Raw genomic sequence first — 13,871 nt, 5'->3', positions numbered from 1 at the left:
CCAGCGGCACGAACGACCCGCGGGAAAAGACGACAAAGCCATTGAGTGGCATTGTCGCGGTCGTTCCCCCGCCACGACAGCTTGATCCGCGACGGCCCGCTGTGGACTGCGCCACGTTGCGCGTCCTCCGGTTGTGCCGTACCGCACCCGCCCCCGAAGGAGTGGGTTTTACGGACATCGACCGACGAACTGCCGGGTGTCCGCATGCGGTACAACAATCCGCCAGCCTACCCCGCGCGGTATGAACAACAGATCACGGGGCGCGGTCGCGGTGGGTCCTCAGCGGGGTGCCTCGCGCCGCACGATCTCTCCGCTGAGCAGGAACGCAACGCTCCGCTCCGTCTCCGTCCAGGCCCGGGTGTCGAGTCCGACGGACTGCAACAGGGCGCACTCGACGCGGTAGCCGTGCTCCGTCAGGTCCCTGCCGACGAGTTCGGCCGCGTCGCGGGTCGCGGCGTGCGCGACGATGCGCTGCGGGCGGCGGTCCGCGACCGCGGAGACCACGGCCGCTCCCCCGCCGCCGACCCGGACGACGTCCGGTTCGGGGAGGTTCTCCAGGATGTGCGGGGCGTTGCCGTGCACGGTCTGGAGCTGGACGCCGAAGTGCCGTGCGGTGGCCTCGGTGCGGGCGCAGGCGTCCGGGTCCCGGTCGACCGCGATGACGGCGGCGCCGCCGCGGGCGGCCTCGGTGGCGAAGGCGCCGCTGCCGCAGCCGATGTCCCACACGAGGTCGCCGAGGCGCGGTCCGAGCCTGGCGAGTTGGGCGGTGCGCAGCAGGTCGGTCTCGCCCTCGCCCAGTTCACCGGCGTACGCCGCGGCGGGCAGGGACCAGCCGCGCGGTCCGGTGGCGGGGTCGCGGCCGGCGATCCAGCCGGTGCCGTCGGCCGCGGGAGCCGGACCGGCGCTGCCGCCCGCCACGATCACGACGTTCGGGTCGCGCCAGCTGTGGTCGGCGGCCTTGTCGGAGGTGACGACGGTGACCCGCTCGCGGGTGGTGCCGAGTTCCTCGCAGATGACGAAGGTGCGGTGGACGCCCTCCATCAGCAGGCCGAGTTCGGCCGGTCCGGCGCCCGGTGAGGTGAGGACCGCGACCTTGGGGTGGGCCCGGCACACGTTCACCGCGCGCCGCAGGGTGCGGGGGTGGGCGACGACCACCTGGGCGTCGTCCCAGGGCATTCCGGCGCGGGCGAAGGCGGCGGCCACGGAGGAGACGGCGGGGACGACCTCGACCTCCAGGCCGAATTCGGGGGCCCGCAGGGTGCGTACGACGCCGAAGAAGCCGGGGTCGCCGTCGGCCAGCACGACCGTGGTGCCGCGGTGGGCGGCGAGGCGGCGGGCGGCGAGGGCGACGCTGCCGAGGCGGATGCGCTCGGCGGCGGGCGGCACCTCGGGAAGTGCCAGGTGGTGTGCGGCGCCGGCCACCAGGGTGGCGGCGCCCAGTGCGGAGCGTGCCGCGGCGGTCAGCGGCGAACCGTCCCAGCCGATCACCGTGACCCGGTCGGCCATCGTCGTCGTCTCCAGGGTTTTCGCAGGTCGTGGTCGCGGTAGCGTCGCGGGCGTGCCCCGTGAGGGTACCTGGTGCGGCCTGGGTCCGGGGTGGTGGCGCCGGTCGGCCCCCGGCTGTCAGTTCCAGTCCGTGAAGGTGGTGAAACCGTCGGTGTCGGTCAGCTGTCCGGTGCTGCCCTCGAGGTCCTCCGGCAGCAGGCTCCACACGATGAAGTCGGTGCGTACGTCCGTCCAGACGCCGTCGTCGCTGCGTACGCGCGCTATGCAGGCGCCGCGCAGGACTCCTTCGCTGATGCAGCCGATCTTCTGGGCGACCTGCTGGGAGGCGGTGTTGTCGGCCGCGGTGCGCAGCTCGACGCGTTCGAATTTCTGGTCGCCGAAGAGCCACTGGGCGGTGGCGAGCGCCGCCTCGGAGGCGTACCCCTCGCCCCGGGCCCAGGGCGCGACTATGTACGAGAGTTCGGTGGACCGCACGTGCCAGTTGGTCTTGGTCAGCTGGATGACGCCGACCAGCCGCTGGGTGAGGAACTCGGTGACGGCCAGGTCGAGCCCCCGGCCCGCGGTGCGCTCGGCCGGGGCGTACTCGTCGATCCAGGTGGCGGCGTTGTCCTCGGTGAAGGGCTGGGGGACGTGGGTCCAGGCGGCGACCTGCTCGTCGTTCATCATGGCGGCCAGCGCGGGGACGTCGTCCTCGTCGAGGGGGCGCAGCACCAACCGCTCCGTGCTGATGGAGATGTTGGGGAAGGTGCTCGTCATGCGCCGCTCCGTAACCTGTGTGACCGTCAGGGCCTGCTCGAACTGCCCAGCATGCAGCATGAAAGCACTCAACCACACCTCCGGGTCCGCCCCGTGAGCACGGAGCGGACCCGGTGGGTGACGCGGGGTTCGGGCCGGACGGCGGGCCGGAGCGAACCTCGGGGTCGGGGGTCAGAAGGAGGGCAGGACCGCGCCGGCGTACTTGTCCTCGATGAACTTCTTCACCTCGGGCGAGTTGAGGAGCTTCGCGAGCTTCTTGACGCGCGGGTCGTCCTCGTGGCCCTCCTTGACGGCGAGGAGGTTGCTGTTCGGGTTGCCCTTGGCGCTCTCCAGGACGAGGGCGTCCTGGGCGGGCTTCAGGTCGGCCTCGATGGCGTAGTTGCCGTTGACGACCGCCGCGTCCACGTCGTCCAGGGAGCGCGGGGTCTGGGCCGCCTCCAGCTCCTTGAACTCGAGGTTCTTCGGGTTCTTGGTGATGTCCGAGGGGGTCGCCGCGGTGCCGACGCCGTCCTTGAGGGTGATGATCCCGTGGGCGGCGAGCAGTTGCAGGGCGCGGCCCTCGTTGACGGTGTCGTTGGGGACGGCGACGGTCGCACCGCTCTTCAGGTCGTCGGCCTTCTTCACCTTGTGCGAGTAGAGGCCGAGGGGCTCCAGGTGCACGTCGACGACGGACACGATGTGGGTGCCGTTCTTCTTGTTGAAGTCGTCGAGGTAGGGCTGGGTCTGGAAGTAGTTGGCCCCCACGGAGCCGTCCTCCGTCGCCGTGTTCGGCGTGACGTAGTCGGTGAACTCCTTGACCTCGAGGTCGAGACCCGCCTTCTTCGCCAGGTTGTCCTTGACGTAGTCGAGGATCTCGGCGTGCGGGGTGGGGCTCGCGGCGACGACCAGCGGTCCGGAGGTGTCGGAGGCGGAGTCCTTGTCGGAGCCGCAGGCGGTCAGCCCGAGGGTGAGGGCTCCGGCGGCGAGGACGGCGGTGGTGAACTTGGCGGTGTTACGCACGAAAAGTGCCTTTCCTGAGGTGGTGCGACCCCGTCCGGGTGGGGCGGGGAGTCTTCGGGGTGCGTCAGGCGACCTTGCTCACGTCGGCCGCGGCGGGCTCCTTGGCCCTGAGCAGCCGGAGCCTGGGCGCCGCTCCGCCGCGTCCGCCGCGGCGGTGCAGGGTGCGGGCCGCGTAGTCGCCGGCGAACTGGATGAGGGAGATGGCGACGGCGAGGAGCGCGACGGTGATCCACATGAAGCCGGGCTCGAAGCGCTGGTAGCCGTAGCGGACGGCGAGGTCGCCGAGGCCGCCGCCGCCGACGGTGCCGGCCATGGCGGAGTAGCCGATGAGGGCGATGACCGTGGTGGTGGTGGAGGCGATCAGGGAGGGGAGCGCCTCGGGGACCAGGACCTTGCGGACGATGGTCCAGGTGTTGCCGCCCATGGACTGGACGGCCTCCACGAGCCCTCCGTCGACCTCGCGCACGGCGGTCTCGACGAGCCGCGCGAAGAAGGGGATGCCGCCGATGGCGAGCGGCACGATCGCGGCCTCGCTGCCGATGGTGGTGCCGGTGACCCAGCGGGTGAAGCTCATCAGCGCGACCATGAGGATGATGAACGGCATCGAGCGGCCGATGTTCACGATCTGCCCGATGACCTTGTTCACCAGGACGTTCTGCAGCAGGCCGCCGCGGTCGGTGAGGACGAGGAGGACGCCGAGCGGAAGTCCGAGGACGACGGCGATCAGGGTGGACCAGCCGACCATGATCAGGGTCTCCCAGGAGGCCTGCTCCAGCAGCGGCTGCATCTGCGACCAGGTCACTTGGCACCTTCCTTCACCAGCGAGGCGGACGCGGACGGCGCGGTGGCCGCGTTCGGCTTCTCGTTCACCACGTCGATCTGGAGGCCCTGTTCGCGCAGGAAGCCGACGGGCACGACGTTGTCCTCGTAGCGGCCGGGCAGTTCGATGCGCATCCGGCCGACCTGGAGGCCGCCGACGGTGTCGATGGCGGCGCCGAGGATCGATATGTCGATGTTGTAGGTGCGGGAGAGCTGGGAGATGACGGGCTGGGTGGCGGCCTCGCCCTGGAAGGTGACGTCGAGGACGGTGCGGTCCTCGGCGGAGGCGTCGCCGCCGACCGGGAAGAGCGCGGCGGCCAGTTCGGAGCCGGGGGTGGCGAGGAGTTCGCCGACCGTGCCGGACTCGACGATGCGGCCCCGGTCCATGAGGGCGGCCGAGTCGCAGATGCTCTTGACGACGTCCATCTCGTGGGTGATGAGCAGGACGGTCAGCCCGAGCTGCCGGTTCAGGTCGCGCAGCAGCTGGAGGATGGAGCGGGTGGTCTCCGGGTCGAGGGCGCTGGTGGCCTCGTCGGAGAGCAGCACCTTGGGGTCGCCGGCCAGGGCGCGGGCGATGCCGACGCGCTGCTTCTGGCCGCCGGAGAGCTGGGCCGGGTAGGCGCTCGCCTTGTCGGCGAGACCGACGAGGTCGAGCAGTTCCAGCGCCTTGCGGGAACGTTCCTTCCCCGACTTGCCGAGGATTTCCAGCGGCAGTTCGACGTTGTCCCGCACGGTCCGCGACGAGAGCAGGTTGAAGTGCTGGAAGACCATGCCGATCCGGCTGCGCGCCTGCCGCAGTTCCCGGCCCGCGCGGGGGCCGCGGCCGGCCAGCGCGGTGAGGTCCTGGCCGGCGACGGTGACCGTGCCGGCGGTGGGGCGCTCCAGGAGGTTGACGCAGCGGATGAGCGAGGACTTGCCGGCGCCGGACTGGCCGATGACGCCGTACACCTCGCCCTCGCGGACGTGCAGGTCGACGCCGTCCAGGGCGGTGACCTCGCGGCCGCGTGAACGATAGACCTTGGTGAGGCCCGATGTGGTGATCACGTGGATTTCCGTCACTGTCGTGTGCGCGGCGCGGTGGTGTGCGCCGGGCACGGGGCGTTGTTCTTCGGGTTCTCGGGGCCCTTCGGAACGCGGCACGGTTCTCGCGGTGGCGGTGCGCCGTGGCGGTGGGACCGGGGAGAAACGTGTGCGCGGGGCGTGGCCCGGCCGCGTGCGCGCGTCGGGCGCGGGCGGACCGGGGCGGGCGCTCGCTTCGGGGCGCGAGGCTCAGGTGGTGCGGGGGCCCTCTAGCAGGCGCACATTCGCAGGCACATACAACGAGCACCGGGCGTCGTGGTCGCCTCGGTCGCAGGGGTGCGGTCGCTCGTGGTGCTCATGCCGATCAGTAAAGCAGACGTATGCCCCGGTCCGGAGACCGCTGTCCGGATACTGGACAGCGGTGGACGGCGGGTGGTCGCGGGGGCGTGGATCAGCCCCGGACGGTGATCTCGATTCCGGCGTCGGTGGCCAGTGCCGACAAGGCCGAGAGGTCGGTGACCACCAGGTCGGCGTCGAGTTCGTCGGCCCGGTGGGTTGTGGCCAACGCCACGGTCCGCATGCCGGCGGCGCGGCCGGCCTGGAGCCCGGCGGGGGCGTCCTCGAAGACGACGCAGTCGGCCGGGTCTACGCCCAGGGCGCGGGCACCGAGGAGGTAGGGCTCGGGGTCGGGCTTGCCGCGGGTGATGTCGTCGGCGGCCACGAGGGTCTTGGGGAGGATGCCGACGGCGTCCAGGCGGGCCTCGGCGAGGCGGCGGGTGGCGGAGGTGACGACGGCCCAGCGGTCGGCGGGCAGCGCGTCGAGGAACGCGCGGGTGCCGGGCAGCAGGCGCACGCCCCCGTTCGGCACGTCTTCGACCTCCAGGTCCTCGATGCGGGCGACGGCCTCGGCGACGACCTCGGCGGGCAGCAGGTCGGCGGCTATCTCGGCGGCCGGCCGCCCGTGCAGTTCCACCCGCCCGAACCGCTCGGCCGTGATCCCGTACTCGGCGGCCCACCGCGTCCAGCAGCGGCGTACGGAGGCGAGGGAGGAGACGAGGGTGCCGTCGTTGTCGAACAGGAGGGCCTGTGCGTGGAGCTTCATGCCCCCGACCCTACGGGGCCGGGGACGGCGGGCCTTTTGGGCCGTAATAGGCTCGCTGCCATGCTTGACGTCCTGACGCTGGTGACCGGCGTCGCCGCACTGCTGCTGGCCGCCTGGTGCGGCTGGGCCGCCTACCGTGACCAGCCGACGAAGGACTGGCACTTCATCGGCATGGCCGTGGTCTCGGCGCTGGCGCTGATCCAGCTGGTGGTCGGCGTCGTGCAGCTGGCGCGGGGCGAGGAACCGGAGCAGGGCACGACGATCTTCGTGGCGTATCTGCTGGGCGCCTTCGCGTGTGTGCCGGCGGCGGGGTTCATGTCGCTGGCCGAGCGCACCCGCTGGGGTTCGGTGACGGTCGCGGCCGGCGGTGTCGTCCTGGCCGTCCTGGAGGTCCGGCTCTATGACATCTGGGGAGGCTGAGATGGCGGCCACGGAGGAGAAGCGGACCGGGCAACGGCTGATCGGCGGGCCCGGCATCCTGCTGGTGTGGCTGTACGGCGTGATGGTCGTCGGCGCGGTGTCGCGGTCCGCGTACCAGATCGCCACCGAGTTCGACCGGGCGCCGCTCGCCTACTCGCTGTCGGCTCTCGCGGGCGTCGTCTACGGGTTCATCACCTACACCCTGGTGCGCGGCGGCGAACGGGCCCGCAGGGCGGCGCAGGTGTGCTGCGCCGCCGAACTGGTGGGGGTGCTGACGGTCGGCACCTGGACGCTGGTGGAGCCGTCGGCCTTCGCGGACGCGACCGTGTGGTCGGACTACGGGATGGGGTACCTCTTCATTCCCGTGCTACTGCCGCTGTCGGCCCTGTACTGGCTGCGCCGGGCCCGCACCGCGTAGCGGCCGTCGGGGCCCGGCGGTCGTTCAGGCCGTGGTCGCGTACGTCTCCGCCGGCTTCTCCAGGACGATCATGGGCACGCCGTCGGTGCCCTCGGCGGTGCCCACCGTCTCGTAGCCGACCCGGCGGTACAGCCGCAGGTTGCCCTCGCTGCGGTGCCCGGTGTGCAGCCGGAACCGCTTGGCGCCGCGCTGCTCGGCCAGGGCGGACTCGGCGGCCCGCAGCAGCCGGGCCCCGATGCCGTGTCCCTGGAGGCGGGGGTGGACGCAGAGCTTGCCGATGGACGCCGCCCCGTCCTCGGTCACCCGCCCCCGCACCGAGCCGACGACCTCGTCGCCGAGCCGCGCCACGAAGACGCAGTCGGCGGCGACCTCTTCGCGCACCGAGTCCAGGGTCTGGACGAGCGGGTCGATGCGGTAGTTGGCGTACAGCGCCGCCTCGCTCTGGAAGCAGAGGTACTGCAGCCGGAAGATCTGCTCGGCATCCTGTTCGGTCGCCGCCGAGATGGTCACGCTCATGCCCATGTGCGCATGCCTCCCGCTCACCTGATCACCTGTGGTCCCCCACTCCTATCCCCGTCCTCAGCCGGCCGCAACCTCCGGCGTCAGCAATCGACGCAGACATCCCAGACATCGGGCGCGTTCCGGCCCAAGACTGCCCTGTGAGATACCCAACTCCCCCGCGATTTCCCGGTATGTGAGGTCCCTGGGCGACAGCAGCGCCTCCATCAGGCGGGGGCAGCGGCCGGGCAGCCGGCGCACGGCGTCGCGCAGGGCGCGGCGGCGGGCGGCGGCGAGCGCGAGCCGCTCGGGCTCGTGGGCGTACTCGGCGACGCCGGCGGGTTCGGTCCCGTACGGCCGCTCGTTGCGGGCCGTGCGGCGGGTGCGGCGGATCTCGGTGCGGACGGCACTGCGCAGCCAGCGGTGCGGGTCGGGGGGCGGGCCGTCGACCGCCAGGCGTTCCAGCAGCCGCAGCCAGACCGCCTGTTCCAGGTCGCCCGGCTCGGTTCCGGACGCATATGCCTCGGCCGAGGCCTCGGCGGTGAGCAGGGGGCGCAGGGAGGTGAGCAGGTCGTGCGTCATATGCACGTCGACGCGGCCGCCCGGGCGGCGGGTTGCCCGGGCGGCCGAAGGTCACCCCAACCGGGGGTGCGGGCTCAGCCGTTGACGCCGTTGACGAAGTCCTCGCGGGCCAGCACGCCGGTGTCCGGGTTGTCGGTGAAGATGCCGTCGATGCCGGTGGCGAAGTACGTCCGGAACGCGCCGAAGACGTCGCCGTAGGCGTCGGGGTCGCCGCCCTTGCGGAACTCGGCGGGCAGGAAGGGGTTCTCGTTGCGCAGGGTGTAGGGGTGCAGGATCAGGCCCGCCCGGTGCGCGTCGCGGACGAGCGTCGTCGGCTCGGTGAGCCGCCCGGCGGAGTCCTTCGGGATGATCAGGTCCAGGGTGGGGCCGATGCCCTGTGCGTAGGAGGCGATCTCCTTCAGGCCCTCGGGCGTGACGAGGTCGGCCGTGGTGCGCGGGTCGCCGGTCTCGACGAAGTCCCAGGGGCGGCTGTTCGCTCCGGACAGCAGGACGGCGAGGGGGTTGGCGACCAGTTTGTTCATCCGCTGGATGCTGGTGGGTTCGAACGACTGGATGATGACGGGCGAGTTCTTCCGGTCCTTGCCGTACCTGTGCAGCAGCCGGGCCAGGCGCTCCTCCGTGCCGAGGCCCAGCTTGCGGAAGTAGGTGGGGTGCTTGAGCTCGGGGTAGATCCAGACCTGCCTGCCGCGCTTGCGGGTCTGCTCGTTCTGCCAGCGCAGCACCTCCTCGAAGGTGGGGATCTCCCAGCGGCCGTCGTAGAGGGTGTTGTGCGGGCGGTTGGCCGGGATGCGCTCGGTGGCGCGGAGCGTCTTGAGTTCGGCGAGGGTGAAGTCCTCGGTGAACCAGCCGGTGGTGGAGACCCCGTCGAGCAGCTTGGTGCGCTTGCGGTCGGCGAACTCCGGGTGGTCGGCGACGTCCGTGGTGCCGCCGATCTCCGGCTCGTGCCGGCAGACGAGGTGACCGTCCTTGGTGGGGACCAGGTCGCCGGCCTCGACGATGTCGGCGCCGAGGTCGAGGGCCAGCTCGTAGGAGCCGAAGGTGTGCTCGGGGCGGTAGCCGCTGGCGCCGCGGTGACCGATGACGGTCGGCACGGGCAGGTCCTTGACCCCGCCGCCGGGTCGGCCGCCGTGCCGGGTGCCGGCGGCTCTCGCCGTGCCGGGCAGGCCGAGGACCGCTCCGCCCGCGCCGAGCACCGCCGCGCCCAGGAGCGCCCGCCGTCCGGTGCCGCCGCCCGCCCGCTCGTCCGACTCCTGCGTTCCCATGGGGCCCTCCTGCCGTTGACCGTCTCGTGCGCGCCGATCGTAGGGGCGCGTACATGACGAGCGGGAGACCGCGGCCGGAACACGCGGGTGCGCGGGGATGTCGTGCGGGGGCGGGCAGCTGACGTGCCGTCGGCTTGGCGGCGGCGGAGCGGGGTAGGCGAAGGACATGGGCTCGGTGGTGGCACCCGGGCGGCGCGCCTCACCCGGCGCGCGGGCCGCGTGTGCTTCGATCCGGGCCGTGGCCGCGGGGCGTGGACCGGGACGCCGGCCCTCGTGAGCGCGACCTGCCTCACATTCCGGCGTGGGCGTCACCGCCGTGCGACGCCCACGCACCGCAGGTGAACACGCGTCAACGTCGGGCAAGACCCGGGTGACCCGAGGTGCGTGACCCCCCGGGCCGCGAGTAATGTCCTCACCTGCACAGACTCATACCGCATCCCCGACACCGGAGGGCCCGTTGTCCCGCTTCGTGTTCATCAAGGCAGTGCTCGGTCCGATCATGCGCCTGATGTTCCGCACACGGGTGGAGGGTGTGGAGAACATCCCGGGCGACGGTCCGGTGATCCTGGCCGGCAATCACCTCACCTTCATCGACTCGGTGATCATGCCCCTGACCTGCGACCGGCAGGTCTTCTTCATCGGCAAGGACGAGTACGTCACCGGCAAGGGCCTCAAGGGGCGGCTGATGGCCTGGTTCTTCACCGGGGTCGGCATGGTCCCGGTCGACCGGGACGGCGGCCGGGGCGGGGTGGCGGCCCTGATGACCGGCCGCCGCATCCTGGAGGAGGGCCACGTCTTCGGCATCTACCCGGAGGGCACCCGCTCCCCCGACGGCCGCCTCTACCGCGGTCGCACCGGCATCGCCCGGCTCACCCTGATGACGGGCGCCCCGGTCGTGCCGTTCGCCGTCATCGGCACCGACAAGCTCCAGCCGGGCGGCGCGGGTCTGCCGCGGCCGGGCCGGGTGACGGTCCGCTTCGGCGAGGCGATGGAGTTCTCCCGCTACGAGGGCATGGACCGCGACCGCTACGTCCTGCGGGCGGTGACCGACTCCGTGATGACGGAGGTCATGCGGCTGTCCGGTCAGGAGTACGTGGACATGTACGCGAGCAAGGCTAAAGCGGCGTAACGCCGCGGACCCGCCCGCGCGCTACGGCGGACCGCCCGGTGGGCGGTCCGCCGTTTCGCGTTCCCGCGCCGTGCGGCTACGGGTGTTCCACCCCGTCCTCCAGGCGCTGGCCCCGCAGCAGGTACCAGGACGCCGCGGCGGCGGCCAGGAGCACGGCGGCGCCGACGCCCGCCGCGAGGGTCAGGCCGTCGACGAAGGCCTGCCGGGCGGAGTCCAGGAGCGCCTCGCCCCTGGCCGCCGGGAGGCCCGCGGCGGCCTCCACCGCACCGCCCAGTGACTCGTGGGCCGCCTCCGGGGTGCCCGCGGGGCCGGTGAAGTCGCGGTAGACGCCGGTCACGATGGAGCCGAGCACCGCGATGCCGAGGGCGGCGCCGAGTTCGTACGCCGTCTCGGAGACCGCGGAGGCGGCGCCCGCCTGCTCCCCGGGCACGCTGGAGAGGATCACGTCGGCGGTGACGGTGAAGGCGAAGCCCGCGCCGAGGCCGACGACCAGCAGGGCCGCGCCGAGCAGCGGGTAGCCGGTGTGCTGCCCGATGACGGTCAGCGCGGCGAGCGCGAGACCGACGGCGGCGAGTCCGCCGGAGACCACGGCGCGGACCGAGAAGCGCCGGGCCGCCCGGCCCGCGATCAGACCGGCCGCCACCGCGCCGACGGCGGCGGGCAGTTCGGCCAGGCCCGCCTCGAAGGGCCGCCTGCCCTGGACGAGTTGCAGGTACTGGGAGAGGAAGAACACCAGCCCCGACAGTCCCAGGATGGTCAGCAGGTCGGCCAGGACCGCGCCGCTGAAGCCGCGGTGGCGGAACAGCCGCATGTCGAGCAGCGGGACCGGCATGGTCAGCTGGCGGCGGACGAAGCCGTAGAGCGCGGCGGCGCCCAGCAGACCCGCGGCAAGCGTGGCCCAGGCGAACCCGTGGGCGGCGGCCTCCTTGACCGCGTACACGACGCCGACCATGCCGACCAGGGACAGGGTGACGCTGGACAGGTCCCAGGGGCCCGGGTTCGGGTTGCGGGACTCGGGCAGCAGTTTGACGCCGACGACGACCAGGACGGCCATCACGGGCAGGTTGATCAGGAAGACGGAGCCCCACCAGAAGTGCTCCAGCAGGAACCCGCCGACGACCGGACCGACCGCCGCGCCGGCGGAGGCGGCCGCGCCCCAGATGCCGACGGCGAGACTGCGTTCGCGCGGGTCGTGGAAGAGGTTGCGGATCAGGGCGAGGGTGGCGGGCATCAGGGTGGCGCCCGCGACGCCGAGCAGGGCCCGGGCGAGGATCATCACCTCGGGGGTGTGGGCGTAGGCGTTGAGGACGGAGATCGCGCCGAACGCGGTGGCGCCGACGAGCAGGATGCGCTTGCGTCCGATGCGGTCGCCGAGGCTGCCCATGGAGACGAGCAGGCCGGCGATGACGAAGGAGTAGACGTCGCCGATCCAGAGCAGCTGGGTGCCGGAGGGGGCGAGGTCCTCGCTGATGTAGGGGGTCGCGAGACCGAGGACGGTCGCGTCGACGGCCACCAGCAGCACGGCCAGCACCAGGACGGACAGCGCCAGCCAGCGGCCGGGGCGCTTCACCGCCTCGGTCGGGCGGGCCGGCCGCAGGGTGCGGTTCATGGTTCCTCTCTCCGGAGTGCGCCGCCGAGCAGCAGCTCGACGATCATGTGGGTGAAGTCGTTGCGGGCCACGCGGCCCTCGGTCACCGCCCAGGCGCCGGAGGCCAGCAGGCCGTACAGCGCCTCGGTGAGCCAGACGGGCGTGAGGTCGATGCGGAACTCGCCGCTCTCCTGGCCCCGGCGGAACAGCTCGGTGAGCCCGGCGTCGATGCGGGCCCAGCCCTCGTTCTGCTCCTCGCCCTCGAACAGCTGGTTCTCGGTGTAGAGGAAGGCGAGCAGACCGGCGGCGGGTTCCATCGCGCGGACCAGCCGGCGCACCGCGTCGGCCGCCGGGCCCTCGTCGGTGCGGGCCGCCGCGAGGGCGGCCTCGCACTCGGCGATGCCCAGCGACTCCAGCGCGCGGACGAGGGCGTCGCGCCCGGCGAAGTGCCGGTGCAGGGTGGCCCGGCTGAGGCCGGCGGCCCTGGCGACCTCGTCCATGGTCGCGGTGGATTTGCGGGTCAGCAGGGCCGCGGCGCTGCGCAGGACCTGTTCACGATCGACGGCCATGAGACAACGATAACCCACCTGAGACAGTAATGTCTCATGCCGGGCATGCGTGACTCACCTCTCGGGGTGGTCACGGGCTCGGCTGGGGGCGGCGGTCTCAGTGCCAGGGCAGCTGCCCGCGGCGCTCCCAGTAGGCGTGCGGGTCCTCGGCGAGTGCGCCCAGGCGTGCCATCTGGTCGTCGTCGAGGTCGACCACGGCGGCGTGCAGGTTCGAGCCGAGCTGGTTGACCGTCGCCGCGCCGGACAGGACGACACCGGTCCAGGGCTGCCGCAGGATCAGGGCGAGGGCGACCGCGTCGCAGCCCAGCGCCGTCTCCTCGGCGACGGCCCGCAGGACGTCGGGCGCGTGCGGCTCCGCGAGGCGGCCGTTGGCCATGCCCTCCTTGACGATCACCGTGAGCCCGGCGTCGTGCGCCTCGGCCAGCGCGGGCCCGGCGGAGGTCTCCAGCGCGTTGTACGTCGACTGGACGGTACGGAAGAGGGGCTCGCCGTCGACGGTCACGGCGAGCGCGGCGCGGATGGTCTCGGCCTGGGCGGGGCCGCTGGTGGAGAAGCCGACGGTGCTGCCCTGTGCGGCGGCCTCGGCCAGCCTGGCGTGCAGTTCCTTGTCGGTGAGTGCGGGGCTGTCCGGGGTGAGCGAGTGGATCTGGTACAGGTCGAGCCGGTCGCCGAGCAGGGCGTCGGTCTCGGCGCGCTGGCGGTCGTAGGTCGCGACGCCGTGGTCCTTGACCTCGTGCCGGTCGGCGTCGGTGGACCAGTCGGCGGTGTAGGTGTAGCCCCACTTGCTGCCGACGACCACGTCGTCGACGTCGGGGCGGTCCCGGAGCCAGCCGGCCAGGAACTCCTCCGAACGGCCGTAGGAGCGGGCCGCGTCGAAGTAGCGCACGCCCTGCGCGTAGGCGGCGTCGAGGAGGTCGTGGGTGCGTTCGCGCAGCGCCTCGACGGTACGGGCCGCTCCGAGGTCTCGGTCGCGGTCGAGGTTGATGTAGCCGGGGCGCCCGACGGCGGCGAGACCGAGGCCGATGTGACAGGTGGGGGTCGTTGCTGCGGCCAGGCGGGCGAAGGGCATCGCGGGCTCCGTTCGGTCGACTGCTGAGCTGTTGACCAACGTAACCCGCGACCCCCACGGCTTCAGAGCACGGCCCGGACGGTGGTTCGGCGGGTGCGAGCGCGTCGTGGCCGGTCGCGCAGTTCCCCGCGCCC

15 protein-coding genes are annotated in these 13,871 nt (G+C 72.4%); 3 read left to right on the top strand and 12 right to left on the bottom strand.

What is annotated here, in order from left to right:
- Positions 1-279: 279 nt before the first annotated feature.
- From cbiE to ACIRGB_RS25630, 6 genes are all read right to left on the bottom strand, one after another.
- A complete protein-coding gene (cbiE, locus tag ACIRGB_RS25655) occupies positions 280-1,506 on the bottom strand; it encodes a precorrin-6y C5,15-methyltransferase (decarboxylating) subunit CbiE (protein ID WP_403869473.1) in 1,227 nt (408 codons plus the stop codon).
- A gap of 117 nt (positions 1,507-1,623) precedes the next feature.
- Complete coding sequence (locus ACIRGB_RS25650) at positions 1,624-2,262, bottom strand: GNAT family N-acetyltransferase (protein ID WP_403869470.1); 639 nt, start codon at positions 2,260-2,262, stop codon at positions 1,624-1,626.
- Between the two features lie 171 nt (positions 2,263-2,433).
- Positions 2,434-3,261, bottom strand: coding sequence for a MetQ/NlpA family ABC transporter substrate-binding protein (locus ACIRGB_RS25645; protein WP_403869467.1), 828 nt, complete (start codon positions 3,259-3,261; stop codon positions 2,434-2,436).
- 64 nt (positions 3,262-3,325) lie between these two features.
- Complete coding sequence (locus tag ACIRGB_RS25640; RefSeq protein ID WP_403869464.1) at positions 3,326-4,063, bottom strand: methionine ABC transporter permease; 738 nt, start codon at positions 4,061-4,063, stop codon at positions 3,326-3,328.
- A complete protein-coding gene (locus tag ACIRGB_RS25635) occupies positions 4,060-5,124 on the bottom strand; it encodes a methionine ABC transporter ATP-binding protein (protein WP_403869461.1) in 1,065 nt (354 codons plus the stop codon). Before ACIRGB_RS25635 ends, ACIRGB_RS25640 begins: the two co-directional genes overlap by 4 nt.
- A gap of 427 nt (positions 5,125-5,551) precedes the next feature.
- Positions 5,552-6,202: an HAD family hydrolase gene (locus ACIRGB_RS25630; protein ID WP_403869458.1), complete on the bottom strand. Its 651-nt coding sequence runs from the start codon at positions 6,200-6,202 to the stop codon at positions 5,552-5,554.
- A gap of 60 nt (positions 6,203-6,262) precedes the next feature.
- Between ACIRGB_RS25630 and ACIRGB_RS25625 the strand changes: the two genes are divergently transcribed.
- Entirely contained in the window at positions 6,263-6,622 is a 360-nt protein-coding gene (locus tag ACIRGB_RS25625; RefSeq protein WP_087810295.1) for a hypothetical protein, read from the top strand.
- Position 6,623: 1 nt separating this feature from the next.
- On the top strand, positions 6,624-7,040 hold the full coding sequence (locus tag ACIRGB_RS25620) for a hypothetical protein (RefSeq protein ID WP_403869455.1): 417 nt from the start codon (positions 6,624-6,626) through the stop codon (positions 7,038-7,040).
- 24 nt (positions 7,041-7,064) lie between these two features.
- Here ACIRGB_RS25620 and ACIRGB_RS25615 read toward each other — a convergent pair whose 3' ends face one another.
- The 3 genes from ACIRGB_RS25615 to ACIRGB_RS25605 form a co-directional block, all read right to left on the bottom strand.
- Positions 7,065-7,562, bottom strand: coding sequence for a GNAT family N-acetyltransferase (locus ACIRGB_RS25615; RefSeq protein ID WP_356366095.1), 498 nt, complete (start codon positions 7,560-7,562; stop codon positions 7,065-7,067).
- Between the two features lie 57 nt (positions 7,563-7,619).
- Positions 7,620-8,120, bottom strand: a complete 501-nt coding sequence (locus tag ACIRGB_RS25610; RefSeq protein ID WP_403869452.1) for a sigma-70 family RNA polymerase sigma factor — start codon at positions 8,118-8,120, stop codon at positions 7,620-7,622.
- Between the two features lie 74 nt (positions 8,121-8,194).
- Entirely contained in the window at positions 8,195-9,382 is a 1,188-nt protein-coding gene (locus ACIRGB_RS25605) for a glycerophosphodiester phosphodiesterase (RefSeq protein ID WP_403869449.1), read from the bottom strand.
- Between the two features lie 508 nt (positions 9,383-9,890).
- On the opposite strand from ACIRGB_RS25605, the gene ACIRGB_RS25600 reads away from it, so the two are divergent.
- The gene (locus tag ACIRGB_RS25600; RefSeq protein WP_231909120.1) at positions 9,891-10,511 is read left to right on the top strand and encodes a 1-acyl-sn-glycerol-3-phosphate acyltransferase; all 621 of its coding nucleotides are present in this window, start codon (positions 9,891-9,893) and stop codon (positions 10,509-10,511) included.
- Between the two features lie 76 nt (positions 10,512-10,587).
- On the opposite strand, the gene ACIRGB_RS25595 is transcribed toward ACIRGB_RS25600, so the two are convergent.
- The 3 genes from ACIRGB_RS25595 to ACIRGB_RS25585 all read right to left on the bottom strand — a co-directional run bounded on the left by ACIRGB_RS25595 (position 10,588) and on the right by ACIRGB_RS25585 (position 13,737).
- A complete protein-coding gene (locus ACIRGB_RS25595) occupies positions 10,588-12,120 on the bottom strand; it encodes an MFS transporter (RefSeq protein ID WP_403869446.1) in 1,533 nt (510 codons plus the stop codon).
- Positions 12,117-12,668, bottom strand: coding sequence for a TetR/AcrR family transcriptional regulator (locus tag ACIRGB_RS25590; RefSeq protein ID WP_403869443.1), 552 nt, complete (start codon positions 12,666-12,668; stop codon positions 12,117-12,119). The genes ACIRGB_RS25595 and ACIRGB_RS25590 overlap by 4 nt, the downstream gene beginning before the upstream one ends.
- Positions 12,669-12,765: 97 nt before the next feature.
- Complete coding sequence (locus ACIRGB_RS25585; protein WP_403869440.1) at positions 12,766-13,737, bottom strand: aldo/keto reductase; 972 nt, start codon at positions 13,735-13,737, stop codon at positions 12,766-12,768.
- Between the last annotated feature and the right edge of the window lie 134 nt (positions 13,738-13,871).

The sequence above is a fragment of the Streptomyces sp. NPDC102490 genome (assembly GCF_044765285.1).
Classification (GTDB): domain Bacteria; phylum Actinomycetota; class Actinomycetes; order Streptomycetales; family Streptomycetaceae; genus Streptomyces.
This window is presented reverse-complemented; position numbering and strand designations above follow the sequence as displayed.

Bases quoted from the DNA above. Each gene is read 5' to 3' on its own strand.
- ACIRGB_RS25590 (WP_403869443.1), bottom strand. From the start codon at position 12,668: ATGGCCGTCGATCGTGAACAGGTCCTGCGCAGCGCCGCGGCCCTGCTG.
- ACIRGB_RS25650 (WP_403869470.1), bottom strand. From the start codon at position 2,262: ATGACGAGCACCTTCCCCAACATCTCCATCAGCACGGAGCGGTTGGTG.
- ACIRGB_RS25630 (WP_403869458.1), bottom strand. From the start codon at position 6,202: ATGAAGCTCCACGCACAGGCCCTCCTGTTCGACAACGACGGCACCCTC.
- ACIRGB_RS25625 (WP_087810295.1), top strand. From the start codon at position 6,263: ATGCTTGACGTCCTGACGCTGGTGACCGGCGTCGCCGCACTGCTGCTG.
- ACIRGB_RS25585 (WP_403869440.1), bottom strand. From the start codon at position 13,737: ATGCCCTTCGCCCGCCTGGCCGCAGCAACGACCCCCACCTGTCACATC.
- ACIRGB_RS25610 (WP_403869452.1), bottom strand. From the start codon at position 8,120: ATGACGCACGACCTGCTCACCTCCCTGCGCCCCCTGCTCACCGCCGAG.
- ACIRGB_RS25620 (WP_403869455.1), top strand. From the start codon at position 6,624: ATGGCGGCCACGGAGGAGAAGCGGACCGGGCAACGGCTGATCGGCGGG.
- cbiE (WP_403869473.1), bottom strand. From the start codon at position 1,506: ATGGCCGACCGGGTCACGGTGATCGGCTGGGACGGTTCGCCGCTGACC.
- ACIRGB_RS25605 (WP_403869449.1), bottom strand. From the start codon at position 9,382: ATGGGAACGCAGGAGTCGGACGAGCGGGCGGGCGGCGGCACCGGACGG.
- ACIRGB_RS25600 (WP_231909120.1), top strand. From the start codon at position 9,891: ATGTTCCGCACACGGGTGGAGGGTGTGGAGAACATCCCGGGCGACGGT.
- ACIRGB_RS25615 (WP_356366095.1), bottom strand. From the start codon at position 7,562: ATGGGCATGAGCGTGACCATCTCGGCGGCGACCGAACAGGATGCCGAG.
- ACIRGB_RS25595 (WP_403869446.1), bottom strand. From the start codon at position 12,120: ATGAACCGCACCCTGCGGCCGGCCCGCCCGACCGAGGCGGTGAAGCGC.